Consider the following 24491-nt stretch of genomic DNA (forward strand, 5'->3'; position numbering starts at 1 on the left):
CGTCAGCACCAGGGGAGGGCGCGATCGGCGCGGATGTAGTGAGCCGAGACGTAGCCCCGGTGGTGCGGGAGTCGGTACCAGGTGGTGTTCCCGTACACAGAGGAGCCGTGCGTCCTGCAGACGAGCGTCAGGTGCCGGCCCGTGTGCCGGTGGCCGATCACCCGGTAGCCGGTGCCGGGGCCGGAGCGGACGTTGAGGCGGGCCCAACGGGTGGTGACCCGGCCGGTGGCGGCCCAGGTGTGGCGGTACGACACCCACTGCGCCGCGAGGCGGTACCGCAGGCGGTACGGCACCGCCCAGGTGGCGCGCGGGTAGGCCATCGACCGCGGGACGAAGCGGTATGCCATTCCCTGCGCCGTGAACAGGTGGCCGCGGTGGACTCGATACGCGTGGCGTGCGTGGTGCGCGTGGTGCCTGCGGAGGTGGACGCGGTGGTGGAAGCGGTAGGCGGCGTGTCCGCGCTGGTGGGTGCGGTGGTGCTGGGCGTCGTACTGGACGACGGCACCGGGCACCGGATGCTGGGGGGCGGCGTCGGCCGCGGTGGCGCCTGCCGCCGTGGGCAGGAACGCGAGCACCGCGACCGCGGCCAGCAGTCCGCTCTTGAGACTCCGTAGGGTCATGGAAAACCTCCGGCTGTCGTTCTCGTGACCACGAGCAGTGATCACGAGAGCCAGGGTTTCCGTGGCGAGCCGTGGCCATGCCGTTCCGGCGTCCCCCGGGACGGCCGGGACGTCCCGCGGGACGGGCGCCCACGGCACAGGGGCCCGTCCGGTCCGCGGCGCGGAGGCGTCCCGCCGTCCCCGGCCTGCGTCGCGCATGTCCGGGTGGCATCACCCGAGGCCGGCCCGAGTCGTCCGCGGCGGGTCACAGCGTCTCGGTGAAGGTGATGGTCCGCTCCTTCAGAAGCGGGAACACCGTTCCCCGGATCAGCTCGGCGAAGTGGTCCGTCTCCTTGTGCGCCTCGAAGCCGGCGCGGTCCGTGTAGCGCTCGTACAGCACGAACGCCCCCGGCCGGTCGACGACCTCGTGCGCCTCGTAGGCGAGGTTCGCGGGTTCCGACGACGGGACGAGTTCCCGCATCTTCCGCAGCGCGTCGCGCACGGTGTCCGCGTCGGCGGGGGCGCACTGGTACTGGGCGACGACGGCGAAGGCCATGGCATTCCTCCGGTGTTCCAAAGGCGGGTGGACTCGCCGATTGCAGCACGCACCCGCCGGGGGACGGCCCGTACGACACGCGGCCATGTCCGCGGGCGGCCGCCCACCGTGGACGGCCCGGGAGCCGTCGCGGAACTTACTTGACTTACGCAACGAGCTGGTAAAGTGGCGGATATGCCCACGGAATCGCTGTCCGACCTGCCCGTCGCGTCCCCGGAGGTCACCGAGATAGAGCGCGCCCTGACGCGCATCACCTACCTCGGGACCCGGGCCCGGCAGCACGAACGGCTGATGGCGCTGGCCGGGGTGCCGCTGGACCGGGCCGCGGTGGCCCTCCTCCGGCAGATCGCCGACTCCGAACCGCTGCGTCCCGGGGAGCTGGCACAGCGCCTCGGCGTGGAGGCCTCCCATGTGACACGGACCGTGCAGCAACTGCAGAAGGCCGGTTACGTCACGCGCGTCCCGGACCCCGACGACCGGCGCGCCCAGCGGATCCGGCTGACCGACGTCGGCCGGGAAGCCGTCGAGCGGGTCCGCGAGGCAGGAGCCCGGGGCATGCAGCTCGCCCTCGCCGACTGGCGGCCCGAGGATCTGCGGCAGATGGCGAACCTGTTCCACCGTATGGTCGACGACTTCCTCGCGTACACGACCGAGGAGGACTCCGGCCGGGAGACGGACGGCGCGGTCGCCACAGGGTGACGGCGGGACGGCCGGCGTCCTGCGGCAACGGGCCACCTCGGCGCCTACCGTCCAGTAATATCCGGCGGCAGGCCATCAGAGGAGGAACCGTGCCACGGTCCGAACGCTCACCCCTGCTGCTCGCCGGCCTGCTGGCCGCGGCGGGGGTCGCCCACTTCGCCGCCCCGCGCCCGTTCGACGCGGTCGTACCGCGCGCGCTGCCGGGGTCGCCCAGGGCATGGACGTACGGCAGCGGCGTCGTGGAGCTGGCCCTGGCTGCCGGGATCGCGGCACCCCGGACACGCGCCGTCGCCGCGAAGGCGGCCGCGGCCTTCTTCGTCGGGGTGTTCCCGGCGAACGTGCAGATGGCCGTGGACTGGCGCCGCCGGCCCGCGCCGCTGCGGGCGGCCGCCCTCGCGCGGCTGCCGCTGCAGGCGCCGCTGGTGCTGTGGGCCCGGGGAGTCGCCCGGAACGAGGAGGGACGGTCATGACGGAACGCATCGAGATCGGGGCCAGGGCCGAGGACTTCGCCCTGCCCGACGAGACCGGCACCACCCGCCGGCTCACCGAACTGCTGGCCGACGGGCCGGTGGTCCTCTTCTTCTACCCGGCCGCCCTCACCCCCGGCTGCACCGCCGAGGCCTGCCACTTCCGCGACCTCGCCGCCGAGTTCGCCGCCGTCGGGGCCCGGCCCGTCGGCATCAGCGGCGACACCGTCGACAAGCAGCAGGAGTTCGCCGGCCGGCACGGCCTCGGCATGCCGCTGCTCTCCGACGCCGACGGCACGGTCCGCGAGCGGTTCGGCGTCAGACGCGGTTTTTCCCTCGCCCCCACCAAGCGGGTCACCTTCGTGATCGCCGAGGACCGGACGGTGCTGGAGATCGTCCGCAGCGAACTGCGCATGAACACCCACGCCGACCGGGCACTCGCTGCCCTGCGCGCCCACCAGAGCTGAACGCTCCTGTCCGGCCGAAGAGGCGGGAACGCCCCCGCGCTTGATGTACTGAGGCAATCGGAACATCCTTGGGCATATGAAGCATGGCGCCGCCGTGGCGGTCATCGACGCCCTGGGCACGGTGACCGGGTGGAGCGAGGGCGCGCGGCGGCTCACGGGCCGGTCGGCCGATGACGTCGTGGGCCGGCCCGCGGCCGGGCTGCTCGCCGGGGACGTCCCGGACGCCACGCTCGCCGCGCGGGCCGGCACCGTCGCGCTGCGCCACCGTGACGGCCACCGCATCGACGTGGCCCTCACCGCCTGCCCCCTCACCGGCGCCGGCGGGGAGCCCACCGGATTCGTCGTCACGGCCTGCCCGCCCGGCGGCACCCTGGCCGCCGAGGCCTTCGAGCAGGCCTCCATGTCGATGTCGGTCTTCGACCCGCAGCAGCGCTATCTGCGGCTCAACGACGCCGCCTGCAAGGTGATGGGCGTCCCCGAGGCCGCGCTCACCGGCCGGTTCTTCCCGGACACCGTGGCCGAAGCCGAGTACAACGTGGGCTTCCTGCGCCACCTCCGCGAGGTCACCGAGACCGGCCGGCCCGTCCGCTACGAGAGCTTCGCCGACGCCCCCGCACTGAACCGGGAACATCTCTGGAGCATCGAGATGTGGCCGCTGCGCGCCGGCTCCGGCGAGCTGACCGGGGTCGCCATGGCGGCCTTCGACAGCAGTGAGCAGTACTGGGCCCGGCGCCGCCTGGCCCTGCTGAACGAGGCGTCGACCCGCATCGGCACCACCCTGGACGTCGTACGCACGGCCGAGGAACTCGTCGACGTCCTCGTCCCGCGCTACGCCGACTTCGCCGGCGTCGACCTGCTGGACTGGGTGCTCGGCGCGGACGAGCCACCGGTGATCCCCGAAGGCGGTGTCGTCCTGCACCGCATCGCCCACGGCTCCAGCCACGAGGGCGACCCCTTCGCGGCCGTCCCCCTCGGCGAGACCGACGTCTACCCGCCGGACTCCCCGCCCGCCCGCGCCCTGCGCGACGGCCACGCGGTGCTCAGCCAGGCCGACGAGCCCGAGTTCGTCGAGTGGATCGCCGAGCGCAACGCGCGCTCACCGCAGGGCCGCCCGTACCGGCAGGGCGCCCACTCCCTGATCGCCGTGCCCCTGAGGGCGCGCGGCACCACCCTGGGCGTCGCGGTCTGCGTCCGTATGGCCCACCCCGACGCATACGGCCCCGACGACGCCGTCTTCGCCGAGGAACTCGGCAGCCGGGCCGCCGTGTGCATCGACAACGCCCACCGTTTCGCCCGCGAACGCAGCACCGCCCTCGCCCTCCAGCACAGCCTGCTGCCGAGCGGACTGCCTCCACAGGCGGCGCTCGAGGTGGCCCACCGGTATCTGCCCTGCGGATCGCTGGCCGGTATCGGCGGCGACTGGTTCGACGTCATCCCGCTCTCCGGCGGCCGGGTCGGCCTGGTCGTCGGCGACGTGGTCGGCCACGGCATCCAGTCCTCGGCCACCATGGGCCGGCTGCGGACGGCCGTCCGCACCCTCGCCGACGTCGACCTGCCGCCCGACGAACTCCTCACGCACCTGGACGACCTGGTCACCCACCTCGCCGCCGAGGGCTGCCGTGAGGAGGTCGCCGAACTCGGCGCCACCTGCCTGTACGCCGTGTACGACCCCGTCTCCCGGCGGCTCGGCCTCGCCGCCGCCGGCCACCCGGCCCCGGCCGTCGTCCTGCCGGGCGGCACCGCCCGGACCGTGCCCATGAGCGCCGGACCGCCCCTCGGCGTCGGCGGACTGCCGTTCGAGGCGACGGAGCTGGAGCTTCCCGAGGGCTCCGTCGTCGCGCTCTACACCGACGGCCTGGTCGAGGACCGCGACCGGGATGTCGACGGGGCCACCGAGGAACTGCGCCGGGCCCTCGGTGTCCCCGCCAGGTCCCTGGAGACCCTGTGCGACGACGTCCTGAAGGCCGTCCTGCCCGACCAGCCCGCCGACGACGTCGCCCTGCTGCTGGTGCGCACCCGCGCTCTCGGCGCCGACCGGGTCGCCACCTGGGACGTGCCCCCCGACCCCGCCGAGGTCGCCGTCCTCCGGCAGGTGGCCGTCGAGCAACTGGCCGTCTGGGGACTGGACGAGGCCGCCTTCATCACCGAACTCGTCGTCAGTGAACTCGTCACCAACGCCATCCGCTACGGCGAACCGCCCATCCAGCTGCGGCTGATCCGTGACCGCGCGCTCATCTGCGAGGTCTCCGACGCCAGTTCCACCTCACCTCATCTGCGCCGGGCCCACGCCTACGACGAGGGCGGCCGCGGACTGCTGCTGGTCGCCCAGCTCACCCAGCGCTGGGGGAGCCGGCAGACGGGCCGGGGCAAGACGATCTGGGCCGAGCAGGCGCTGCCCGGCACCTTCGCGTCCATGGGGCACTGATCATCGGAACGGGCAGCCCGTCCTCCGAGAACAGGGCGGAACCCGGTGATCCGTATGCGTACGTGATCGCGGGTGTCAGGCCGCCGCGCGCTCGCGGACCACGTCCCGTGCCCGTTTGTCCTCGCGCAGTCCCAGGAAGCGGGGATGGCGCAGCATGCCGTCCCGTGTCCACTCGGTGAAGGCGATCTGCGCGACCAGCTCGGGCTTCACCCAGCGGGCGCGGGCCTCGCGTACGGCGCCGGTGAAGGGCGAAGTGTCCCGGCGCAGCCCGTCCAGCCGCTCGCGCAGCTCCAGCAGCGTCCGCCGGTCGAAACCGGTGCCCACCTTGCCGGCGTACCGCAGCCGGTCACCGTCGTAATGGCCGAGCAGCAGCGCCCCCAACCCGACGCGGCTGCCCGCCGGTTCGGTGAAGCCGCCGATCACGAACTCCTGCCCCTGCGCGCACTTGAGCTTCAGCCAGTCCGGGGACCGGCGCGTCCGGTACGGCCCGTCGGCCCGCTTGGCGATCAGTCCCTCCCAGCCCCGGCCGCAGGCCTCCGCCAGCAACGCGGCCCCGCCCGCGTTGCGATGCGGGGTCAGCCGCAGCGGGGCGCGGAAGGCCAGCGCCCGCCGCAGCAGCGACTTGCGGACACGCAAGGGGAGTTGACGGGTGTCGGCGCCCTCCAGGCGCAGCAGGTCGAAGAGGTAGTACGTCACCGCGACCCCGGACGCCTCGATGTCCGGGCGCCGGGTCAGCCCCAGCCTCCGCTGCAGCCGCGCGAAGTCGGTACGGCCGCCGCTGAACGCGACGACCTCGCCGTCCACCGTGAAGTCCGCGCACTCCTGCGCCTCGAGAGCCTCCACGATCTCCGGGTAGGTGTCGTTCAGCCGCTGTCCCGTGCGCGACAGCAGCCGTACCCGGTCGCCCTCGCGCACCGCCAGCAGCCGGACACCGTCCAGCTTCCGCTCGAACAGCCAGCCCTCGCCGAAGTCCCGCCGGTCGCTGAGCGTGGCCGGCATCGGTGCCGCCGCGAGCTCCGCGCCCGGCCCGGCCGGGCGCAGCAGCTCCCGCAGGTCGGCCGGCAGCCTGTCCTGCAGCGCCGGCACGGCACCTCACTCCTCGCCGTCGGCCGCGACCTGCGCGAGGGTGCGTCCGGTGCGCACCGAGCGGGCCCGCCGGGGATCCGGTGTGCCGTGCCCGGCCGACCGCGCCGACCCCTTGCGCACCAGCAGCCAGGCCTCCTGCTCACCCTGTTCCCCCCGGAAGCGGGTCAGGGCGTACTCGCCGTGCAGTTTGCTGCCGTGCAGCCGGAAGGTGGCGTGCCCGCGCTCCAGCGACTCCGCGAAGTCCACCGGGCGCCCCTTGCGGTCGTGGCTGAGCGGCTCGTACGTGCCGTTGTCCCAGACGATCACGGTCCCGCCGCCGTACTCACCCTCCGGGATCACTCCCTCGAACTCCTCGTAGTCCAGCGGATGGTCCTCGGTGGGCACGGCCATCCGCTTGTCCCCGGGATCCGTGGACGGGCCCTTCGGGATCGACCACGACTTCAGGACGTCGTCCACCTGGAGCCGGAAGTCGAAGTGCATCCGGCTCGCGTCGTGGATCTGCACCACGAAATGCGGCTCGTCACCCCCGGCCCGGAGCTCCCGCCCCGACGGCTCGCGGGTCCGCTCGAAGTCGCGCCTGCCGCGGTACGTCCGCAGCCGGTCCTCCGCTGCCACCTGCGGCTCCTTCCCTGCGCCGGCCTCACGCCCCCGAGTACCCCGGACCGGGGACGTTCAGCCCGCGATGCCGTCCAGCTCGGCGACCGCGTCGTCCGGCAGCACCAGCGACGCGGCGGCGATGTTCTCCCGCAGGTGCTCCGGAGAGGAGGTGCCCGGGATGAGCGCGATGTTCGGCGACCGGCGCAGCAGCCAGGCCAGCGCCACCTGCTGCGCCGAGACCCCCAGCCGGGCGGCGACCTTCGCCAGCGTCTCGGACTGCAGCGGGCTGAAGCCGCCGAGCGGGAAGTACGGCACGAAGGCGATGTTCTTGGCCGCCGTCCGTTCCACGAGGGCGTCGTCCTGCCGGTTGGCCAGGTTGTACAGGTTCTGCACGGTCACCACGGGCGCGATCGCCAGCGCCTCGTCCAGCTGGGCCGCGGTCACCGTGCTCAGCCCCAGGTGCCGGATCAGCCCCCGCTCACGCAGCTCGGCCAGCGCGCCGAACTGCTCGGCCAGGGAATCGTCGTTCGGGGCGTCCACGTCACCCACCCGCAGATTGACGACATCCAGCGACTCCACACCCAGGTTCCGCAGGTTGTCGTACACCTGCGCCTTCAGGTCCTCCGGGTGCCGGGACAGGACCCAGCTGCCGTCGGCTCCGCGGCGGGCGCCGACCTTGGTGACGATGTGCAGCTCCTCGGGGTAGGGGTGCAGCGCCTCCCGGATGAGGTCGTTGACGACCACCGGCCCGTAGAAGTCGGCGGTGTCGATGTGCGTGATGCCCGCCTCCACCACCGCACGGAGCACCGCCACGGCCCGCTCACGGTCCTTCGGCGGACCGAAGACGTGCGGCCCGGCCAGCTGCATCGCGCCGTAGCCGACGCGCGTCAGGGTCAGGCCGTCGGCCGGGGTCAGGGTGCCGCCGAGCTGTGCAGTCATGTCGTACCTCTCATGGTGCTCGCGATGTCCGGGCCACCGGACCTGCCGACGGCCTCGCTCTCCACCCTGCGCCCCGCGCGCCCGTCGGTGCAGTACCCCGTCGATCCTGGGAGTGACAGGGCCAGTCACCGCCGGCCGGGCCGCCGTACGGTGGGGCCATGGACCGGACGAACGCGCTCGGCGAGTTCCTGCGCGCCCGCCGGGCGCTGGTGCGCCCCGAGGACGTGGGGCTGCCCGGCGGCGGGCTGCGCCGGGTGCCGGGGCTGCGCCGCGAGGAGGTCGCGATGCTGGCCGGCATCAGCTCCGACTACTACCTGCGGCTGGAGCAGGGACGGGACCGCAACCCGTCCGTGCAGGTCCTTGAGGCCATCGCCGGCGTGCTGCGGCTCGACGCCGACGCCACCGCCCACCTCGTCGGCCTCGCCCGGGACCGGCCGAGCTCCGGCGTACGGTCCGGGCGCCGCACCCAGCAGGTCCCGGCGAGCCTGTTGCAGCTCATCGACGGCTGGCCGCGCAACCCCGCCTACGTCCAGAACCGCTGCACCGACTGCCTCGCCGCCAACGCCCTCGCCACCGCGCTCACCCCGAACTACCGGCCCGGCGTCAACCTCCTGCGGGCCGTCTTCCTCGACCCGGCCGAGCGCGAGCTGCGCCGGGACTGGGAGGACCTCACCGAGGAGGGCGTGGCCGTCCTGCGCTCCGAGGCCGGGGCGGACGCGGACGACCCGCGGCTGCGCGACCTGGTCGGCGAGCTGTCCCTGCGCAGCGAACGCTTCCGCACCCTGTGGGCGAGGCACGAGGTACGGCCCCGCCGCGGCCGGGTGAGCCGGCTGACCCATCCGCAGGTCGGCGACCTCGATCTGCAGTCGGACAAGCTGTCCGTGGACGGCACCGACGGACTCACCCTGGTCGTCTTCCACGCCGAGCCCGGCAGCCGCAGTGCCGAACTGCTGGACATCCTCGGCAGCCTCGCCGCGCCGACCGGTGACCGTGCCCGGCCCGGCGGTGCGCAGGAACGGATCGAGGAGCAGTAGGGTCTCCTCGTCGGCTCAGAACTCCTCGTGCCGCTCCGGGTCCCCGCCGAGCCGGCGTGGAGCGCGCCGGCCGATCGCCGCCAGTTGGTCGGAGTCCAGCTCGAAACCGAAGACGTCCAGGTTGGCGCGCTGCCGGCCCGGGTCGGCCGACTTCGGGACGGGCAGCGCGCCGATCTGGAGGTGCCAGCGCAGCAGCGCCTGCGCCGGGGTCACGCCGTGCGCCGCGGCGACCTCGGCGACCGCCGGATCGTCCAGCAGATCGCTGCCCCGGCCCAGCGGGCTCCAGCTCTCGGTGACGATGCCCTTGTCCGCGTGGAAGCCGCGCAGCTCCTCCTGCGGGAACAGCGGGTGCAGCTCGATCTGGTTCACCGAAGGCAGCACCCCGGTCTCCTTCTCCAGCCGCGTGATGTGTTCCGGCGTGAAGTTCGAGACTCCGATCGAGCGGACCAGCCCGTCCTCACGCAGCTTGATCATCGCCTTCCAGGAGTCGACGTACTTGCCGACCCGGGGGTTGGGCCAGTGGATCAGATACAGGTCCACGTACTCCAGGCCGAGCCGCCGCCGGGATTCCTCGAAGGACGCGAGCGTCTCCTCGTAGCCGTGGTGCCGGCCGGGCAGCTTGGTGGTCACGACCACCTCCGCACGGGGCACGCCGCTGCCCGCTACGGCCCGCCCGACACCGGTCTCGTTGCGGTAGTTCGTCGCGGTGTCCACCAGCCGGTAGCCCAGGCCGAGCGCGGAGCGTACGGCCCGCTCGGCGGCCGTGTCGTCCAGCGGCCACGTGCCCAGGCCGATGGCGGGGATCGTCGTACCGTCATTGAGCGTGTGCGCCGGAATGCCGTTCACGATGGGACCTTCCCTCGACTGTGTCGTCCTCCCAGCCTCACGGACAGGGTGAGCGGTGATCAACCGGACCGGTGGGGAGACGGCAGCGGGCGGCATGGCTGGCGGCGCGGACAGCAACGGCACAGGTGGCGGACGGCCCACCTCACGGGATGTCGCGCGACTCGCCGGCGAACGCAACACGATCGGCTTCCACCACTCGGCCGACCTCAAGTCCTGGACGTACGCGGGCGGTTTCGTCAAGGACGGCATCGGCGTGCTCGAATGCCCCGACCTGTTCCGGATCACCGCCGACGACGGGACGGCGAAGTGGGTGCTGGGAGCGAGCGCGGACGGCACGGGGTCCGGGCAGCCGGGCACGTACGCCTACTGGACCGGTTCCTTCGACGGCAGTTCGTTCACCGCCGACTCCGCCGACCCGCAGTGGCTCGACCACGGCTGGGACTGGTACGCGGCGGTCACCTTCGAGAAGCGGCAGACGGACGGCTCACCGGATCCGGCGGCGCGCTACGCCCTCGGCCGGCTCAACAACTGGGCCTACGCCCACACCACACCCACGATCGACGCGGACGGCTTCAACGGCACCGACTCGATCGTCCGCGAGATCACTCTCAGGAGGTCCGCCCCCGGCGCCTACTACCCGGCCTCCCGTCCCGTCCCCGCGCTCGACTCCCACGTCTCCCGCACGGTGAACCTCGGCGACCTGACCGTCGAGGGCACCCGCCTCCTCGACGACACCGGCATCTCCCACGAGCTGACGACGGAGATCACCTGGTCCCGACTCACCGGAGCAGGCGTGCAGTTGCGCCGCTCACCCGACGGTGGGCGGCACATCGACGCCGGCGTCTGGAGCGACTACGCCTTCCTCGACCGGCGCGGCACCGTGGGCCCCGACACCAGCGGCAACCGGCAGGGGAGCCGCACGCCCTTCGACCCGGGCGCCGGCCGGGTGAGGCTGCGCATCCTGGTGAACCGCACCTCCGTCGAGATGTTCGTGGACGACGGCCGGTACGTGCACTCCAGCGAGGTGTTCCCGTACCTGGTGGACGACCGGCCGGCCCTCTTCGCGGCCGGCGGTACGGCGGTGTTCCGGAACACGGTCATCCGGGAGTTCGCCGTGTGAGGACCCGGGGTGTCACGATCTTCGGTGGAGCCGGTTCGGACGAGCACGGGAGCGCGCATGACGACGCACAGGGCCACCGCGGATCAGACGCACCGGGCCGAGGGCGTGGAGCTGAAGGTTCCAGGCGTGGAGGTGAAGCCGGCCGCCGGGCACATCGGTGCCGAGATCACCGGTGTCGACCTCGCCGGGCCGCTGGACGACGCCGTGGTGGCCCTGATCCGGCAGGCCGTGCTGCGCTGGAAGGTGGTCTTCTTCCGCGGGCAGGACCTGGACCACGCCGGGCATGTCGCCTTCGCCCGCCGGTTCGGCGAGCCGGTCGTGCTGCCGCGCCGCGGTCCGCACTCGCCGCCGGACTTCCCGGAGGTCGAGACGACGGCCGACCGGCTGGAACTGTCCGGACGCTACGGCATGGAGCGCGACGAATGGCTGCACCGCCGCCGGCACACCCTGCTGCGCGGCTGGCACTGCGACTACGGCACCCGCATCGACCCGCCCGCCGCAACCGTCCTGCGCGCCGAGACCGTCCCGGCCTACGGCGGCGACACCACCTGGGCCAACCTGGCCGCCGCCTACACCGGTCTCTCCGCGCCGGTCCGCGCCTTCGTGGACGGCCTGCGCGCCGAACACCGCCTCGGCGTCGGCTACCAGCCCCGGCCCGGCGACGACGCGTACCTGCGCCATCTGCTCGACCACCAGGTGGCCTCGGTGCACCCACTGGTCCGGGTGCATCCGGAGACGGGGGAGCGGGTGCTGTTCGTCAACGGCTACTACCTGGAACAGATCACCGATGTCTCCCGCCCGGAGAGCGCGGCCCTGCTGGAGATGCTGCTGGAGCAGGCCGTGCGCCCCGAGTACACCGTCCGTTTCCGCTGGGAGCCGGGCAGCGTCGCCTTCTGGGACAACAGGGCGACCATCCACCTGGCTCCGAGCGACCACGCCCACGCCGGCTCCCCGCGGATCATGCATCGGGTGATGCTCGCGGGGGACGTGCCGGTGGGGGTGGACGGCAGGCCGTCGGAGGCGGTGGTGGGCACGGAGCCGGGCCGCTGGTGACGGATGGGGGGAACCGACAGCGCTCAGCCCGCCGGCTTCCACCCCAGGGCCGGGCCCAGCTTCGTCGCCATGTCGGTCAGGATCTGTACGTAGTCCTCGTGCTCGAAGGTGAACGGCAGCGCGAACGCCACCTCGTCCACCTCCCGGAACGCGGCGTGGGCGCGCAGTCGTTCGGCGATCTCCTCGGAGGTGCCGACCAGGTCCGGGGCGAACAGCAGCCGGCCCGGACCCTGCGGGGTGGCCGTGCGCGGCAGGCGCTGGGCCGCGTACGCCTCGTACTTGGCGCGCTGTTCCGGGCTCGCGGAGTCGGTGGGTATCACCACCAGGCCGTGCGAGACCCGGGCCGCCTCACCGTCGGGGTGACGGGCGCGGAACTCGCGGATGAGGGAGAGCTGGATCTCGGCGAAGTCCCATGGCCCGTCCGGCTGTTCCGCCTTGACCACGCTGCTGGTCAGGAGGTTCATGCCGTGCTCGCCCGCCCAGCGCGCCGAGCGGAGGCTGCCCCCGCCGTACCACATCCGCCGGCCGAGCCCGGGGGACTGCGGCTGGACCACATCCGAGAAGACCTCGAACCCCTCGACCCCGCTGAAGTCGCTCGCGGGCTTGCCCCGCACCAGGTCCAGCAGCCGCCGCACCCGCTCGTAGCCAAAGTCCTCGACGTCGGCCGTGTCCGGGTACAGCGCCTCCTTGACCCGCTCGAAGTGCATCGGCGGGCCCACGCTGACGCCCGGGTTGAGCCGGCCCCCGGACAGGACGTCCACCGTCGCCAGGTCCTCGGCGAGACGCAGCGGGTTCTCCCAGCCGAGGGGGGTCACTGCGGTGCCCAGTTCGATACGGCGGGTGCGCTGGGAGGCGGCGGCGAGGACGGTGATCGGGGAGGAGATGCCGTGCTGCAGATGGCGGTGGCGCAGCCAGGCGCTGTCGAAGCCGAGCCGCTCGCCCAGCTCGATGATCTCCAGCGTGGATTCATGGCCCCGGGCGGGATCCGCCGGGTCGAACAGGCCGATGGTGAGGAAGCCCAGCTTGCGCAGCGGGCGGGCGGTGGACGGCACGGGCTCCTCCAGCGGTCGTACGTCGGTTCCGTCCTCCGATTCTGGCAGGCGGGTGTGACAACCGTGTGATCACTTCAGCGGGATGACGATCTCGTCCTCGACCGGCGGATCGACTTCCTGCGCCCGGTTGCCGGTGGCGGCGAAGCAGCGCAGCCGGACCGCCTCCGGGGCGACGTCCAGCCGCAGGAAGCACTTGAAGAACGGCGGGCTGTAGGTGGCCGAGCCGGGTGAGAACAACTGGGTGTAGGCCTTGCGCACGGGCAGCCGGAACCGGGACGTACGGTCCGGGCGGCCACCGGTGCCGAGGAGGCTCGCGACCAGCCGGGTGCGCCGGGTGACCCGCGCGTCGGGGCCGGGCTTGCGGCCCGGCTCGATGCCGAGGCGCTCGGCGACGACCGCTGTCGCCTCCGCCTCGGTCAGGGTGAAGAAACGGCGCAGCCGCAGCCGGCGGCCGTACAGGCGGCTGTAGAAGGCCAGGGAGTCGCCGCGCAGCGGATAGCAGCGGAAGTCCCGTTCGGTGACACCCGCGACCGAGATCCGCGGGATGGTGTGGGTGGCGTGCATGAACGCCCCGCCGCCGCCCGCGACCACGTACTGGATGGTCCGGCCGTCCACGTCGACCGGGTAGCGCTGGTAGTTGTGGATGTCGCCACCGATCGCGGCCACATAGTGGTGCTCGGGGTCCCGGACGACGTCGTCGACCGTCCCGCCGCCCTCGATCGCGCACGGGTGGTGCTCGCCGTCGACGTACAGCGGCGACCCGGTGATCAGGATCTTCGGCCGCGGTCCCCGGGAGACCTCGCGCAGCCAGGCGCCCTGTTCGGCGTCGATCGTGCCGAGGAGGCCGGTGTCGATGCCGACGATCCGTACCGGACCGGCGTCCATGGCCCAGTACGGCCCCGGCTGCACGGCCTGCTGGCCGGGTGCCGACCGCACGTCCCGTGCGGCGGCGAGCCGTCGCTCGTCGGCAGGCCGCGGCCGGTGCCACAGCAGGGCCCGCCACCAGGCGCGGCCGAGCGGGCGGGGCCGGGGCTCGGGGTCGAGCGGCGGGGTGTCGGCGCAGAAGACGCGCATGAAGGCGCCGAGGTCCTCGTACCAGTCGTGGTTGCCCGGTATCGCGTATATCGGCGCCGGATAGTCCTGGTAGGGCCGGAAGAACTTGCTGCCGTAGTCGTCGGCGCTGCCCACCGGGTAGATCACGTCGCTCGCGATCACCGCGAAGTCCGTTCCCTGACTCACCTTCAGGAACCCGGGGACGACGGCGTACTGGGGGTCGTCGCCCTCGCCCGTGTCCCCGATGACCATGAAGGAGAACCGGTCGGTGGCCTCGCGCCGGATCACCTTGTCGGCGGGGGCTCCGGCCGCTTCCCGGCGTGCCACCCAGCGGCTGCGGGTACGGCCGGTCGGGTCGCCGAACCAGGACGCCAGCACGCCGTTGCGGGCGGCCCACAGGGTGCGTGGATTCAGCCACGACAGCTTCTCGACGTGGTCCGGCATCAGCTGCTTGTAGGCACCGGGCTCGGCAGAGCCCCAGCCGGCGCCCTGGGCGGTATCGCGCGAGGAGTCAGACACGCGGTGCACGGTAACAATGCTCCGGTCAGGGGCGGTTGGCGGGGCCCGGCTTCCCCCGCGGTGGCCTGCGGCCCGGGGTTCAGTGCGGCGCGGGTGCGCCCAAGTTCCGTACTTCGTCCAGCGTGGCCGGTTCACCGTCGGCCACGGACGGCTGGGGCACGGGACGCTGCCGGTACGGTGGGACCTTCTTCTGCTGCGGGAGGAGGCGGACCGTGCAACTGGCCTTCGCCGGCCGCGTCGTGGAGTGGCGGGGCCCGGCGCCGTACTACTTCGTCGCCGTGCCGGACGCGGAGTGCGCAGACATCCGTGACGTGGCCGCGCTGGCCAGTTACGGCTGGGGCGTGATCCCGGTCGAGGCGAGGATCGGCGCCACCGCCTTCACCACGTCCCTCTTTCCCAAGGACGGCGGGTATCTGCTGCCGCTCAAGAGCGCGGTGCGCCGGCCGGAGGGGCTCGCGCCGGGTGACGAGGTGGCCGTCGCGATGACGGTACGTCTGTGAGGCCCGCGGCGGACCCCGGACGCCTGACCTGACCGACCTGATCCGATAGTTGTACAGGGTGCTGTGCGCCCAGGTGCCTCGGTCACCGGCCCATGCGCCGCGTTCGGCCCTCGCCCGCCGTTCGCGCTCGTCGCGGTGGAAGTCCATGGCGGGCGCCCGCCGCGAAGCCGCGCAGGCCCTGGGCGCTGTCGACGTCGTCCCGGCGGATGCCGGAGTCGGCGAGTACGCAGTTGTCACCGGGGGCGGCGGTGCGTGCGCCGTCCGGCAGGCACGCCAGTCCGCGCCGGCCAGGCTCGCCGGGGGCCGGCTCGGGCACCGCGACTCCGCCGCCGATCCGGGGGCCGAGCACCCTGGCCCAGCCCCGGAGGACGTCGCCGATGGTCCGGTTCCCAGGGGTGGTGAGGACCTTTGTCGAGTTGCCGGGGGAGGGCAGGCCAGGGCAGGAGTCAGGGGCTGAGGGGGCCGGTGCACCTGCTGGTGTCGGGCGGCCGTCAGGTCAGATTCAACCCGCCGTCGAGCAGGATGACTTCGCCGGTGAGGTAGTCGCTGGCGATCACGGACGCCACCAGGCCGGCCACGTCGGCGGGCCGGGCCGGGCGGCGCATGGGGGCGCGGTCGCGCCACAGTTCGTGTGCCTGGGTCCAGTCCTTGGTCATGGGCGTGTCCACGAGTCCCGGCGCCACCGCGTTGACCCGCACATCGGGCGCGAGGGCGGCCGCGAGCAGCCGGGTGACATGGTTCAGCGCCGCCTTGCTCGCCGCGTACGGTACGGAGGAGCCCTTGGGGCGCACGCCGGCGTGGCTCGTGACGTTCACGATGCTGCCGCCCCCGGGGGACTCGCGCAGGGCCGGACGTGCCGCGGTGCACAGGACCCATGGTGCGATGAGGTTGACCTCCAGCAGTTGTCGCCAGTGCGCGGGTGTCGCCGCGGCCAGGTCGTCGTGGGGGATCGGCCGGCTGATACCGGCGTTGTTCACCAGCACGTCCAGCCGCCCGCACCGGTCGAGCGCCGCCCCCACCAGCCCGCGGGCCTCCTCCTCCACGGCCAGGTCCGCCCGCACGTACACACCGCCGAGCTCGTCGGCCAGCGCCTCCCCGGCCGCGGTGCTGCGCCGTGAATGGACGACCACCCGCATACCGTCGGCCGCGAGCCTCCGCGCGACCGCCTCCCCGATACCCGACGTCGACCCGGTGACCAGGGCGACGCGCCGGTCCTCTCTCTCGATCCTCATGATCGAGATCCTGCCACGGCTCCCGTCCAGAGGCGTGCTCGCGGGTTCCGCTCACTCTCAGCCTGGGTCGTACGGGGGCGACGGCCGGTTCCAGACAGCGTCGAACCGGCCGACGATCCGCCGGAGCTCGCGGGCGCTGCGCGGTGACAGGGCCCGCATCACGGTGTCGAGGAGAGCGCGGGCTTCGGCGGGGTCGGGCTCGCAGCAGTACCAGTACGGATTGCCCCACTCGTAGTCCCGCCACAGTTCGCGCTCGGGGCGGTGGACGTAGTCCCGCCACTGGCGCAGGGCCGCGCCGACGTCTCCTGGCTGCAGATAGTTGCGGGTGCGTTCGAGGCGGGAGATCTCGGACAGCACACGGGAGGGCAAGCCGTCGATGCCCGGTGTCGTTCGCTGCGTCCGGCGGCCGGGAACGCGGCCCCGGAGCTGTCCCGGCCGGCTACGCGGCACAGGCCTTTCGGTTCGTCGTCATGTCGCACATGGTGCCACGAACTCGAGCCAGGACACGCGGCTTCAGGAGCGCCCCCGCGTCGCCAGCGCAACGGCCGTCCCGATTCCCGCGACCACCAGCCCGATCCCGCCGAACACCAGGGGCAGCAGCCAGAGTGAGGCGAACCCGTCGATCCGGGCGTCCTCGGGGGAAGCCGCGCGGTAGAGCACCTCGACCCGCTCGCCCTCCTCGTACGCCGGTGGGTTGGAACCCGTGGAGTCCCGGAACGTCCGCCGTGTGCCGTCCGCCGACGTGAACTCCACCACCGGGTACGCCATGGACTTGTCCCGCACCCGCGTCCTGCGGGACGGGCCGCTGTGGTCGGTCCGCCACTCCAGGGAGACCACCGTGCCCCGGGCACGCTCCGCGTTCGCCAGGAACGAGACCGACACCCCCGCGAGGATCAGCCCGACGACCAGGAACAGCGCCCCGAACCCGATCGCCCCGAAGGTGATCCACCTGCGGGCACCCTGCCCACGCACCTTGACCTGCACGACATCCCTCTCACTCGTCCGGAGTGAGAGGGACGCTATCTCCGGTCAGCCGCGCGAGCCAAGCCGGTAATCGAATATGTGTACGACTCCAGTGGTGAGGGAAGACACCGGTACGTGCGCCCCGGCCTTCTCCCCGCCCAACTCGTCCGCACGGCCCGCTTCACCCGCGGTGTCCCCGGCCGGTTCACCGTGACCGCGGACGGCGGGGCCGTGCTGTATCTGCGGGGGCGTACGGGGGACGACCCCGCTGCGTGCCTGTGGCGGCTCGAACTCGGCTCGGGCGGGGAGCGGTTGCTGGCGGATCCGGTGCGGCTGCTCGGTGCCGGGCGCAGGCCGCGGGGGATCGAGGGGTATGCCGCCGACGAGGCCGGCCAGGTGGTCGTCTTCGTGCTGGGCGGTGTGCTGTGGACCGTGCCGGTGCGCGGTGGCGAGCCCCGGCGGCTGCCGGCCGCACGTCCCGCCGGCGATCCGCGCCCCGATCCCACCGGCCGTCGTATCGCCTATGTCTGCCGCGGTGCCCTCCGCGTCCTGGGAGCGGACGGGACGGGTGACCGCCCGATCGCCCAACCCGACGCCGCCGACGTCGAGTTCGGCGTCGCGGCGCACACGGCCGCCACGCTCCCCGACGGTCCGCGCGGTCACTGGTGGGCGCCCAACGGCACCGCCCTGCTGTGCGCCCGGACCGATCGTCGGCGCGTGCGGCGCTGGTACAGCACCGACCCGGCCACGCCGGAGGACCCGCCCAGCGTCCGTCACCACGCCTTCGCCGGCACGCCGAACCCCGACGTCACCCTCTGGCTGGCCCGGTTCGAGGCCAACGGGCCCCTCACTCACGTCCGTTGGGACCGTGACGCCTTCGAGTACGTCGTCGGCGCCGGCTGGGACGCGCACGGCCCCTTCGTCGTCGTACAGTCCCGTGACCAGGGCATCGTCCGGCTGCTCGGCATCGACCCGGCGGACGGCCGTACGACGGTCCTGTGGGAGCAACGGGACGCCCGCTGGGTGGCGTTGGTGCCCGGGCTGCCGGCCCGCACTGCCTCAGGCGTCGTCCTGGCCCACACGGATCTGCGGGGCACCCGGCACCTCACGGCCGACGGCGAACCGATCACGCCCCGGGGCCGCCAACTGCGTGCCGTCCTCGGTGTCGACGGGGACGAGGTGCTGTTCACGGCGTCCGACGAACCCACCGAGGTCGGTCTGTGGTCCTGGCGGCCGGGGACCGAACCACGCCGGCGGAGCGCGGGCCCGGGGCTGCACGGGGGAGTGCTGCGCGGCGGCACCCTCGTGCGGACCACCGCCGACACCGCAGGCCCGACCCCGCGCGCCGAGGTACTGCGTGCCGGGCGGCCGGCCGTGGCCGTCCCGTCGTACGCGGAGTCGCCCGTGCTCGGCGTGCGCAGGAGCATGCTGCGGCTCGGCCCGCGGGAGTTGCGGGCCGCCCTCTACCTGCCCTCCTGGCACCGGCCGGCGGACCACGGCCCGCTTCCGGTGCTGCTCGACCCCTACGGCGGCGCGGGCGGTCAGCGGGTCACCGCGGCCCACGACTGGAAGACACTCGTGTCGCAGTGGTTCGCCGAGCAGGGCTTCGCGGTGCTGGGGACCGACGGCCGGGGCACCCCGGGGCGCGGGCCGGACTGGGAACGCGAGGTGTACGGCGACCTGTTCGGGCCCGCGCTCGACGACCAGGTGAGCGCGCTGCGGGAGGCCGCCCGCGCGCACCCCGTGCTCGACCTGCGCCGGGTCGGCATCCGCGGCTGGTCGTACAGCGGCTCGCTCGCCGTGCTCGCCGTGCTGCGCCGCCCGGACGTCTTCCACGCCGCCGTGGCCGGCGCGGGCGTGACCGACCAGCGGCTCTACGACGCCCACTGGCGTGAGCGGTTCCTCGGCCACCCGGAGGCCCACCCCGAGCGGTACGACGCCGGTTCCCTGCTCCGCGAGGCGCCCCGGCTCACCCGCCCCCTGCTGCTCGTCCATGGCCTCGCGGACCCCAAGGTCCCGCCCGCCCACACCCTGCGGCTGTCCGACGCGCTGCTCACCGCGGGCCGGCCGCACGAGGTCCTGCTCCTGCCCGGCGCGGGACACCAGCCCGTCGGCACCGACGTCACGAGCGACCTGCTGCGGCACCAGGCGCGTTTCCTGCGGCGCCACCTGGCGGCGGCGCCGCCGGATGCCGGACCTCGCGACCCACGGGGCGACGGGTAGGCACAACGCCGTAGGGCCCTGCGTGAGCAGCCGCGGCCGACGCACCCGCGCTCACCGGCACAGGCCTACAGCCGCGTCCCTTCTGCCTGAACATCGACGTTCCGCGGCCCCGCATCCGAGCGGCGCGGGGCCGTGGCATGTCAGCTCAGCGGATCCAGCGTGAGATACGCCTGCTGCGGGCTGCCGTCGTTGACCAGCGACTCCTGGTTGCCGACGTCGTCGAAGGCGAACGCGTAGGCCGTGCCGTCGGCCATCTGCGCATGCACCGCACGCGCGTACTGGTTCGTCACCGCGTCCTGGTAGAAGGCGGCCGTGGAGGTGTCCGGCTGGTTCGGGTTGACCAGCAGGGTCGAGCGGTTGAAGCCGGCGCACAGCGTACGGGAGATGGGGCCCCGCACATTGTCGTTGGGCGCGTCGAGCAGCTTGTGACAGCCGAAAATGCTGTCCGCGTCGGGCTTCTGGAAGCTGGTGACGACCGCACCGGAGGCGTTGGTGAAGTTCATGACGTTCCCCGAGACCCGGCCGTAGTACTTGGTGTTCGGCTGGTCGCCGAAGGGCGTGACGGTCAGCGTCGACGTCGTGTACTTCTGCCAGACCCGGTTGACGTAGTCGTCCATCACGCTCGCCGGCAGGGCCCCGGTCTCCACGCCGTACAGCGGGGAAAGGGCGCGCAGCACCGTGCCGTCGGAACGGGTCTGGATCAGGCCGGACCAGCCGCCCGACTGGCTGCGCAGCGCGTTGAAGAAGCCGTTGTAGCCACCGGACTTCAGGTGCCCGGTGGTGATCACGCTGCCGTCGGAGCGCTGCACGCCGACCGCGTACGGCGCCGAGAACATGTCCACCTGGGTGCTGTTCAGCCACAGCCCCGAGTCGTTGAGGGTGTACTCGGACCAGTTGAACAGGATGTTCCGGTTGGGGTCGGAGGGGTTCTGCACGGCCGGCTGCACCAGGCCGCCGGTGGTCAGCCGGAAGTCGAGCTTCTGGCCGTAGGAGAAGTAGATCCGGCCGGAGAACTTCGGTATCCGGATGGTCGTGGACTGTCCGGGGGCCGGGCCGGCGATCGCCGCGTCCGGGGCGGGCGTCGGCGGGTTGCCGCCCGCCGGCCAGGCGTGGAAGCTTCCGTTCGCGTCGGCCCAGCCCTGCTGCCCGGAGGACAGCTGGGTGCCGAGGTCGTAGACGTAGACCGGTTCGGAGCGGCCCGAGTCGTTGGTGATCTTCAGTGGGATGGTGTCCGGCACGGCGGCGCCGGCGTGGCCCGGGGCGCCGAGGGCGAGCACTCCGCCGACCAGGGCCGCTGCGGCGGCCAGGGGAAGGGCGGGGCGGGTGAGTCGATGCGGCACTCTCTTGCCTCCGTGTGGGGTCGGGGTCGTACGGACATTGGTCCGTACCTGTTTGAGAGCGCTCTCAGGCTCGTACTGGGACGCGTCCATGTCAATGCAGTGAACGGATCCGCTTACGGCGCCCGCCGTGTGGCACGCGCCGTGAGCCGGCGTCAGAGGGTGCGGTTCAGCAGGTCGAGCAGGGCCCGCCAGTGCCGCTCGTCGGCCTCGCGGTCGTACGCGTCCGTGTCCGCCTGCGTGAAGCCGTGCCGGGCACCCGGGTAGACCTCGCAGGTGTGCCGGACCCCGGCCTCGGTCAGGGCCTTCTCGAAGCGCTCGATCTGCTCCGGGGGCAGCGACCGGTCGTTGTCGGCGTGTCCGAAGTACAGCTCCGCGGTGATGTCGGGGGCGCCCAGATGTGGGCTGGTCGGCTCGTCGGTGGCCAGGCCGCCGCCGTGGAAGCCGGCCGCCGCGGCTACCCGGTCCGGGAACGCGGCCGCCGTCCGCAGGACCAGCCGGGCGCCCATGCAGTAACCGGTCACCGCGACAGGCCCGTCCGTGGCCAGCGGGCTGTCGGCCAGCCACTGCAGATAGGCGCCCGCGTCCCGCTTGATCAGATCCGGAGTCAGCGAGGCCACGACCGGGCCGAGCCGCTCCCAGATGGTCGGGTCCGCGGCCGGGTCGATGAACTCGGGCAGCTCGACGACCGGAGTGCGGCCGAGGCGGTAGAAGACGTTCGGCACCAGCACGGTGTAGCCGGCGGCGGCCAGCCGGTCGGCCATCGACCTCAGGTGCGGACGCAGGCCGTAGGCGTCCTGGTAGAACAACACGCCCGGACGGGGGCGGCCGTCGGCGGGATGGGCGAGGTAGGCGTCCGCGACGCCGTCCTCGGTCGTGATCTCGAGATCGGTTGCCTGGACATCGGTCATGGCGGGCAGGCCTCCCTGGGGAACATGGGCGTCGGGCGGCGACGGCCCCTCGACGCCACGGCTACGGCCCATGCTGTCACGCAAGATCCGCAATCCCGCGCCGGGAGTGCCGCGCGCTCACTCGAACCGGCTGGTGTCCCCGGCGCCCCGCCGTACGATCTCCGCCTCGCCGCTGGAGAAGTCCACGACCGTCGTCGGCTCGGTGCCACACTCGCCGGAGTCGACCACCGCGTCCACCACATGGTCAAGCCGGTCCTTGATCTCCCAGCCCTGCGTCAGGGGCTCCTCCTCGTCCGGCAGCAGCAGCGTGCTGGACAGCAGCGGCTCGCCCAGCTCCGCCAGCAGGGCCTGGGTGACCACATGGTCCGGGATGCGCACGCCCACGGTCTTCTTCTTCGGGTGCAGCAGCTTGCGCGGCACCTCACGGGTGGCCGGCAGGATGAACGTGTAGCTGCCCGGCGTCGACGCCTTCACGGCCCGGAACACGTCCTTGTCCACCAGCACGAACTGGCCGAGCTGCGCGAAGTCCCGGCACATCAGGGTGAAGTGGTGCCGATCGTCCAGATGGCGGATGGAACGGATCCGGTCCATGCCGTCCCGGCTGCCCAGCCGGCAGCCCAGCGCGTAACAGGAGTCGGTCGGGTATGCGATAAGTGCTTCCGAGCGCACCGCGTCGGCGATCTGGGCGATGCTGCGCGGCTGCGGGTTGTCGGGGTGCACGTCGAAGTACTTCGCCATTCACCGAGCTTATTCCGTACCGGGCGCCACACGCGCATCCCACGTGCCACCCGCGGCTCTGCCGGGGACACCCGCCGAGGCGCAGGGCGCGGTGGCGATGGGCGTGGCGCCGGTCTCCCGGAGCGGGCCGGGTACGTTCCGGACGGCCGTGGCGCGACGGCGGCGAGTGGGCGTTCATGACCGGCGTGCACGCCTTCGCGCTGATCAGCGCGGTGCTCTGCCTGCTGGGTGCGTTGCTCGCGGTGGCGGGAATGCGGGGCGGGGCGCCGGCCGAGGCCCAGTGAGCCGGTTCCGGCCGAGCGCCCTGTCATTCCAGTGCGTACTTTCCGGATTCCGGGGCAAGCGACGGATGAGCGCTCGTGGGCATCCCCCGCCCCGGTCGCGATGCCTCCGTCGGCGGCCCACCCCCCCGGGCCGCCGGCGGAGCCCTGTCCGGCGCGGGAGCGCGCCCCGTTCCGGTAACGTGCCGATGCGTAAGCCCAGGTCAACACGGAGGCGAGGAGAGGGGCACGTGGTCGGCCGACCGGACGAGGGCCAGGCGTTCCAGCAGCCGTACGGCGGAGACCGCGCCTGGGCGCAGGAGCTGCTGGAGCAGCTGCGGCCCGCCGGCCGCGATCTTCGCCGGCTCGTCGACTGGCTCGCCCGGACCGTGAGCGCGTCGGTGTGCCTCCAGGACGACCGCGGCGGCCTGCTCGCCGGTGCGCGGCTGCCGCTCGACTCCGCCGTCGTCGCCGACGTCGCCGCCGGCCGGCTCTCCGCCGCGTCCCTCGACGACGGTGTACGGCATGTGCGGCTGGTCGGGATACGGCATCCCGGACCCGGCCCGGCGGCCGGAGCCGTCCTCGCCGTGGCCCGCCCGGAGCCCTTCGACCGGCGCGCCACCGAGATCCTCGGCCACACCGCCGGCTTACTGGAACTCCTGCTCGGGGAACGGGAGTCGGCCGAGTCCGGGCGGCGCCTGCGGCGGGCCACGGCCGATCTGCGGCTGGCGATCCTGCAACTGCTCATGGTGGAGGACACCGTCTCCGCCCGCCGGGTCGCCGCAGGGCTGTGGCCGGGCCTGCTGGAACAGGACACCGCCCGTGTCTACGTCCTCGAGGACGCCGCCGCGGAACGCGACCGCCTCGCCGACGCGTGCGTGGACGCCACGGCAGGCGGGGCGCTCGTCGTGCGCTGCCCCGCGGTGGACGAACACGTCATCGTCGTCGGCCCGTCCGCCGAGGTGGAGCGGCGGCTGCGCTCGCTGGTCGCCGGCCGGCCCCGCACCTTCCTCGGCGGCAGCCCCCGGCAGCAACTCGCCCTGACCGCCACCGCCTACGGACAGGCCGTCACCGCCCTCGCCGTGTCCCGGTTCCGGCCCGACCGGTACGCCGTCTACGCCGCCCGTACCCGTCCCGCCCGGCTCATGGACCCCGCGGCGCTGCGGGGCTGGGCAGCCGCCGTGCTACGCCCGCTCGACACGCTGCCACACCATGTGCGCGCCGAACTGCTCGCCACCACCCGGCTCGGCCTCGAGTTCACCGCCGTGAACGCGGCCAAGGTGCTCGGCGTCAGCCGCAACACGGTCCGAGCCCGGATGGACCGGGTCGCCTCGCTGCTCGGCGCCGACCTCTCCCGGCTGCCCGTGCGAGCCGTCGCCCACGCCGCCCTCAACACCGAGGCGGCACACGGCCCGTACGACTTCTCCGGCGGCGCACCCGGTTCGCCGGCCCGGACCCGGCTCACCGAGCTGCTCGGGACGAGCGCGCTGCGCTCCTGGGCGGAGGGGCTGCTCGGCCGCCTCGACGAGGACGGCCGGGATCTGCGCGCCACGCTGCGCGCCTGGACCGCCGCCGACGCGCACGCCGAACGCGCCGCCCAGGTCCTCGGTGTGCACGCCCAGACCGTACGCGAACACGTCCGGGCCGCCGAACCCGTCCTGGAACGCCGGCTGACGGCCGGCGGCACCGACCTGTACGAGGTCGTCCTCGCTCACCTCGCCACCGGCGAGCTGCCCGTGCCCGACCTGGGCGTACCGGGCACCGGTGCGGCGAACCCGGACCAACCGGACTCGTCTGTGCAGCGGTGAGTGCCGC

The 24491-nt window shown here is 73.1% G+C and carries 25 protein-coding genes; 10 read left to right on the forward strand and 15 right to left on the reverse strand.

The window, feature by feature from the left end:
• Positions 1-2 precede the first annotated feature (2 nt).
• Both SRB17_RS46470 and SRB17_RS21770 read right to left on the reverse strand, forming a co-directional pair.
• A complete protein-coding gene (locus SRB17_RS46470; RefSeq protein ID WP_228396193.1) occupies positions 3-620 on the reverse strand; it encodes an SH3 domain-containing protein in 618 nt (205 codons plus the stop codon).
• 244 nt (positions 621-864) lie between these two features.
• Positions 865-1155, reverse strand: a complete 291-nt coding sequence (locus SRB17_RS21770) for a putative quinol monooxygenase (protein ID WP_153541385.1) — start codon at positions 1153-1155, stop codon at positions 865-867.
• Between the two features lie 174 nt (positions 1156-1329).
• Between SRB17_RS21770 and SRB17_RS21775 the strand changes: the two genes are divergently transcribed.
• From SRB17_RS21775 to SRB17_RS21790, 4 genes are all read left to right on the forward strand, one after another.
• The gene (locus SRB17_RS21775) at positions 1330-1854 is read left to right on the forward strand and encodes a MarR family winged helix-turn-helix transcriptional regulator (RefSeq protein WP_153541387.1); all 525 of its coding nucleotides are present in this window, start codon (positions 1330-1332) and stop codon (positions 1852-1854) included.
• Between the two features lie 89 nt (positions 1855-1943).
• Positions 1944-2324, forward strand: coding sequence for a hypothetical protein (locus SRB17_RS21780; RefSeq protein ID WP_323376060.1), 381 nt, complete (start codon positions 1944-1946; stop codon positions 2322-2324).
• On the forward strand, positions 2321-2788 hold the full coding sequence (locus SRB17_RS21785) for a peroxiredoxin (RefSeq protein WP_153541389.1): 468 nt from the start codon (positions 2321-2323) through the stop codon (positions 2786-2788). Before SRB17_RS21780 ends, SRB17_RS21785 begins: the two co-directional genes overlap by 4 nt.
• A 76-nt stretch (positions 2789-2864) precedes the next feature.
• Positions 2865-5213: a SpoIIE family protein phosphatase gene (locus SRB17_RS21790; protein WP_153541391.1), complete on the forward strand. Its 2349-nt coding sequence runs from the start codon at positions 2865-2867 to the stop codon at positions 5211-5213.
• Between the two features lie 75 nt (positions 5214-5288).
• Here SRB17_RS21790 and ligD read toward each other — a convergent pair whose 3' ends face one another.
• The 3 genes from ligD to SRB17_RS21805 are packed head-to-tail and all read right to left on the reverse strand — an operon-like array spanning position 5289 to position 7835.
• A complete protein-coding gene (gene ligD, locus SRB17_RS21795) occupies positions 5289-6299 on the reverse strand; it encodes a non-homologous end-joining DNA ligase (protein WP_323376061.1) in 1011 nt (336 codons plus the stop codon).
• Between the two features lie 6 nt (positions 6300-6305).
• The gene (locus tag SRB17_RS21800) at positions 6306-6914 is read right to left on the reverse strand and encodes a DNA polymerase ligase N-terminal domain-containing protein (RefSeq protein WP_323376062.1); all 609 of its coding nucleotides are present in this window, start codon (positions 6912-6914) and stop codon (positions 6306-6308) included.
• Positions 6915-6971: 57 nt separating this feature from the next.
• Positions 6972-7835, reverse strand: coding sequence for an oxidoreductase (locus SRB17_RS21805; protein ID WP_153541393.1), 864 nt, complete (start codon positions 7833-7835; stop codon positions 6972-6974).
• A 158-nt stretch (positions 7836-7993) separates the two neighbouring features.
• On the opposite strand from SRB17_RS21805, the gene SRB17_RS21810 reads away from it, so the two are divergent.
• Positions 7994-8869: a helix-turn-helix domain-containing protein gene (locus tag SRB17_RS21810; protein ID WP_153541395.1), complete on the forward strand. Its 876-nt coding sequence runs from the start codon at positions 7994-7996 to the stop codon at positions 8867-8869.
• A 15-nt stretch (positions 8870-8884) separates the two neighbouring features.
• Here the strand turns inward: SRB17_RS21810 and SRB17_RS21815 are convergent, their stop codons facing one another.
• A complete protein-coding gene (locus SRB17_RS21815; protein WP_323376063.1) occupies positions 8885-9715 on the reverse strand; it encodes an aldo/keto reductase in 831 nt (276 codons plus the stop codon).
• 55 nt (positions 9716-9770) lie between these two features.
• Between SRB17_RS21815 and SRB17_RS21820 the strand changes: the two genes are divergently transcribed.
• On the forward strand, positions 9771-10835 hold the full coding sequence (locus SRB17_RS21820; RefSeq protein WP_416237074.1) for a glycoside hydrolase family 32 protein: 1065 nt from the start codon (positions 9771-9773) through the stop codon (positions 10833-10835).
• A gap of 57 nt (positions 10836-10892) precedes the next feature.
• On the forward strand, positions 10893-11888 hold the full coding sequence (locus SRB17_RS21825) for a TauD/TfdA dioxygenase family protein (protein ID WP_153541400.1): 996 nt from the start codon (positions 10893-10895) through the stop codon (positions 11886-11888).
• 23 nt (positions 11889-11911) lie between these two features.
• Here the strand turns inward: SRB17_RS21825 and SRB17_RS21830 are convergent, their stop codons facing one another.
• Together SRB17_RS21830 and SRB17_RS21835 are read right to left on the reverse strand one after the other, a co-directional pair.
• On the reverse strand, positions 11912-12940 hold the full coding sequence (locus SRB17_RS21830; RefSeq protein WP_323376064.1) for an LLM class flavin-dependent oxidoreductase: 1029 nt from the start codon (positions 12938-12940) through the stop codon (positions 11912-11914).
• A 69-nt stretch (positions 12941-13009) separates the two neighbouring features.
• Positions 13010-14512, reverse strand: a complete 1503-nt coding sequence (locus SRB17_RS21835) for a metallophosphoesterase family protein (protein WP_323376065.1) — start codon at positions 14510-14512, stop codon at positions 13010-13012.
• Between the two features lie 212 nt (positions 14513-14724).
• Between SRB17_RS21835 and SRB17_RS21840 the strand changes: the two genes are divergently transcribed.
• Positions 14725-15012 carry a DUF1905 domain-containing protein gene (locus SRB17_RS21840; RefSeq protein WP_323376066.1) on the forward strand — a complete coding sequence of 96 codons (288 nt, stop codon included), beginning with the start codon at positions 14725-14727 and terminating at the stop codon, positions 15010-15012.
• Between the two features lie 82 nt (positions 15013-15094).
• Here SRB17_RS21840 and SRB17_RS21845 read toward each other — a convergent pair whose 3' ends face one another.
• The 4 genes from SRB17_RS21845 to SRB17_RS21860 form a co-directional block, all read right to left on the reverse strand.
• A complete protein-coding gene (locus tag SRB17_RS21845) occupies positions 15095-15328 on the reverse strand; it encodes a hypothetical protein (protein WP_153541404.1) in 234 nt (77 codons plus the stop codon).
• A gap of 175 nt (positions 15329-15503) precedes the next feature.
• Positions 15504-16244 carry an SDR family NAD(P)-dependent oxidoreductase gene (locus SRB17_RS21850; RefSeq protein WP_153541406.1) on the reverse strand — a complete coding sequence of 247 codons (741 nt, stop codon included), beginning with the start codon at positions 16242-16244 and terminating at the stop codon, positions 15504-15506.
• 57 nt (positions 16245-16301) lie between these two features.
• Positions 16302-16613 carry a hypothetical protein gene (locus SRB17_RS21855; RefSeq protein WP_153541408.1) on the reverse strand — a complete coding sequence of 104 codons (312 nt, stop codon included), beginning with the start codon at positions 16611-16613 and terminating at the stop codon, positions 16302-16304.
• Between the two features lie 144 nt (positions 16614-16757).
• Complete coding sequence (locus SRB17_RS21860; protein WP_323376067.1) at positions 16758-17228, reverse strand: DUF3592 domain-containing protein; 471 nt, start codon at positions 17226-17228, stop codon at positions 16758-16760.
• A 114-nt stretch (positions 17229-17342) separates the two neighbouring features.
• On the opposite strand from SRB17_RS21860, the gene SRB17_RS21865 reads away from it, so the two are divergent.
• Entirely contained in the window at positions 17343-19430 is a 2088-nt protein-coding gene (locus tag SRB17_RS21865) for a prolyl oligopeptidase family serine peptidase (RefSeq protein WP_323376068.1), read from the forward strand.
• A 140-nt stretch (positions 19431-19570) separates the two neighbouring features.
• Here SRB17_RS21865 and SRB17_RS21870 read toward each other — a convergent pair whose 3' ends face one another.
• The 3 genes from SRB17_RS21870 to SRB17_RS21880 all read right to left on the reverse strand — a co-directional run bounded on the left by SRB17_RS21870 (position 19571) and on the right by SRB17_RS21880 (position 22416).
• The gene (locus tag SRB17_RS21870) at positions 19571-20770 is read right to left on the reverse strand and encodes a glycoside hydrolase family 64 protein (RefSeq protein WP_323376069.1); all 1200 of its coding nucleotides are present in this window, start codon (positions 20768-20770) and stop codon (positions 19571-19573) included.
• A gap of 152 nt (positions 20771-20922) precedes the next feature.
• Positions 20923-21678, reverse strand: a complete 756-nt coding sequence (locus SRB17_RS21875) for a dienelactone hydrolase family protein (RefSeq protein ID WP_153541410.1) — start codon at positions 21676-21678, stop codon at positions 20923-20925.
• Between the two features lie 117 nt (positions 21679-21795).
• Positions 21796-22416 carry an L-threonylcarbamoyladenylate synthase gene (locus SRB17_RS21880; protein ID WP_153541412.1) on the reverse strand — a complete coding sequence of 207 codons (621 nt, stop codon included), beginning with the start codon at positions 22414-22416 and terminating at the stop codon, positions 21796-21798.
• A 511-nt stretch (positions 22417-22927) separates the two neighbouring features.
• On the opposite strand from SRB17_RS21880, the gene SRB17_RS21885 reads away from it, so the two are divergent.
• Positions 22928-24484, forward strand: coding sequence for a helix-turn-helix domain-containing protein (locus SRB17_RS21885; protein ID WP_323376070.1), 1557 nt, complete (start codon positions 22928-22930; stop codon positions 24482-24484).
• The last annotated feature ends 7 nt before the right edge of the window (positions 24485-24491 follow it).

It is taken from the genome of Streptomyces sp. RB17 (assembly GCF_009604455.1).
GTDB lineage: Bacteria > Actinomycetota > Actinomycetes > Streptomycetales > Streptomycetaceae > Streptomyces.

Coding starts and splice junctions, on each gene's coding strand:
- SRB17_RS21785 (WP_153541389.1), top strand. CDS start 2,321: ATGACGGAACGCATCGAGATCGGGGCCAGGGCCGAGGACTTCGCCCTG.
- SRB17_RS21880 (WP_153541412.1), bottom strand. CDS start 22,416: ATGGCGAAGTACTTCGACGTGCACCCCGACAACCCGCAGCCGCGCAGC.
- SRB17_RS21770 (WP_153541385.1), bottom strand. CDS start 1,155: ATGGCCTTCGCCGTCGTCGCCCAGTACCAGTGCGCCCCCGCCGACGCG.
- SRB17_RS21790 (WP_153541391.1), top strand. CDS start 2,865: ATGAAGCATGGCGCCGCCGTGGCGGTCATCGACGCCCTGGGCACGGTG.
- SRB17_RS21775 (WP_153541387.1), top strand. CDS start 1,330: ATGCCCACGGAATCGCTGTCCGACCTGCCCGTCGCGTCCCCGGAGGTC.
- SRB17_RS21850 (WP_153541406.1), bottom strand. CDS start 16,244: ATGAGGATCGAGAGAGAGGACCGGCGCGTCGCCCTGGTCACCGGGTCG.
- SRB17_RS21825 (WP_153541400.1), top strand. CDS start 10,893: ATGACGACGCACAGGGCCACCGCGGATCAGACGCACCGGGCCGAGGGC.
- SRB17_RS21805 (WP_153541393.1), bottom strand. CDS start 7,835: ATGACTGCACAGCTCGGCGGCACCCTGACCCCGGCCGACGGCCTGACC.
- SRB17_RS21875 (WP_153541410.1), bottom strand. CDS start 21,678: ATGACCGATGTCCAGGCAACCGATCTCGAGATCACGACCGAGGACGGC.
- SRB17_RS46470 (WP_228396193.1), bottom strand. CDS start 620: ATGACCCTACGGAGTCTCAAGAGCGGACTGCTGGCCGCGGTCGCGGTG.
- SRB17_RS21810 (WP_153541395.1), top strand. CDS start 7,994: ATGGACCGGACGAACGCGCTCGGCGAGTTCCTGCGCGCCCGCCGGGCG.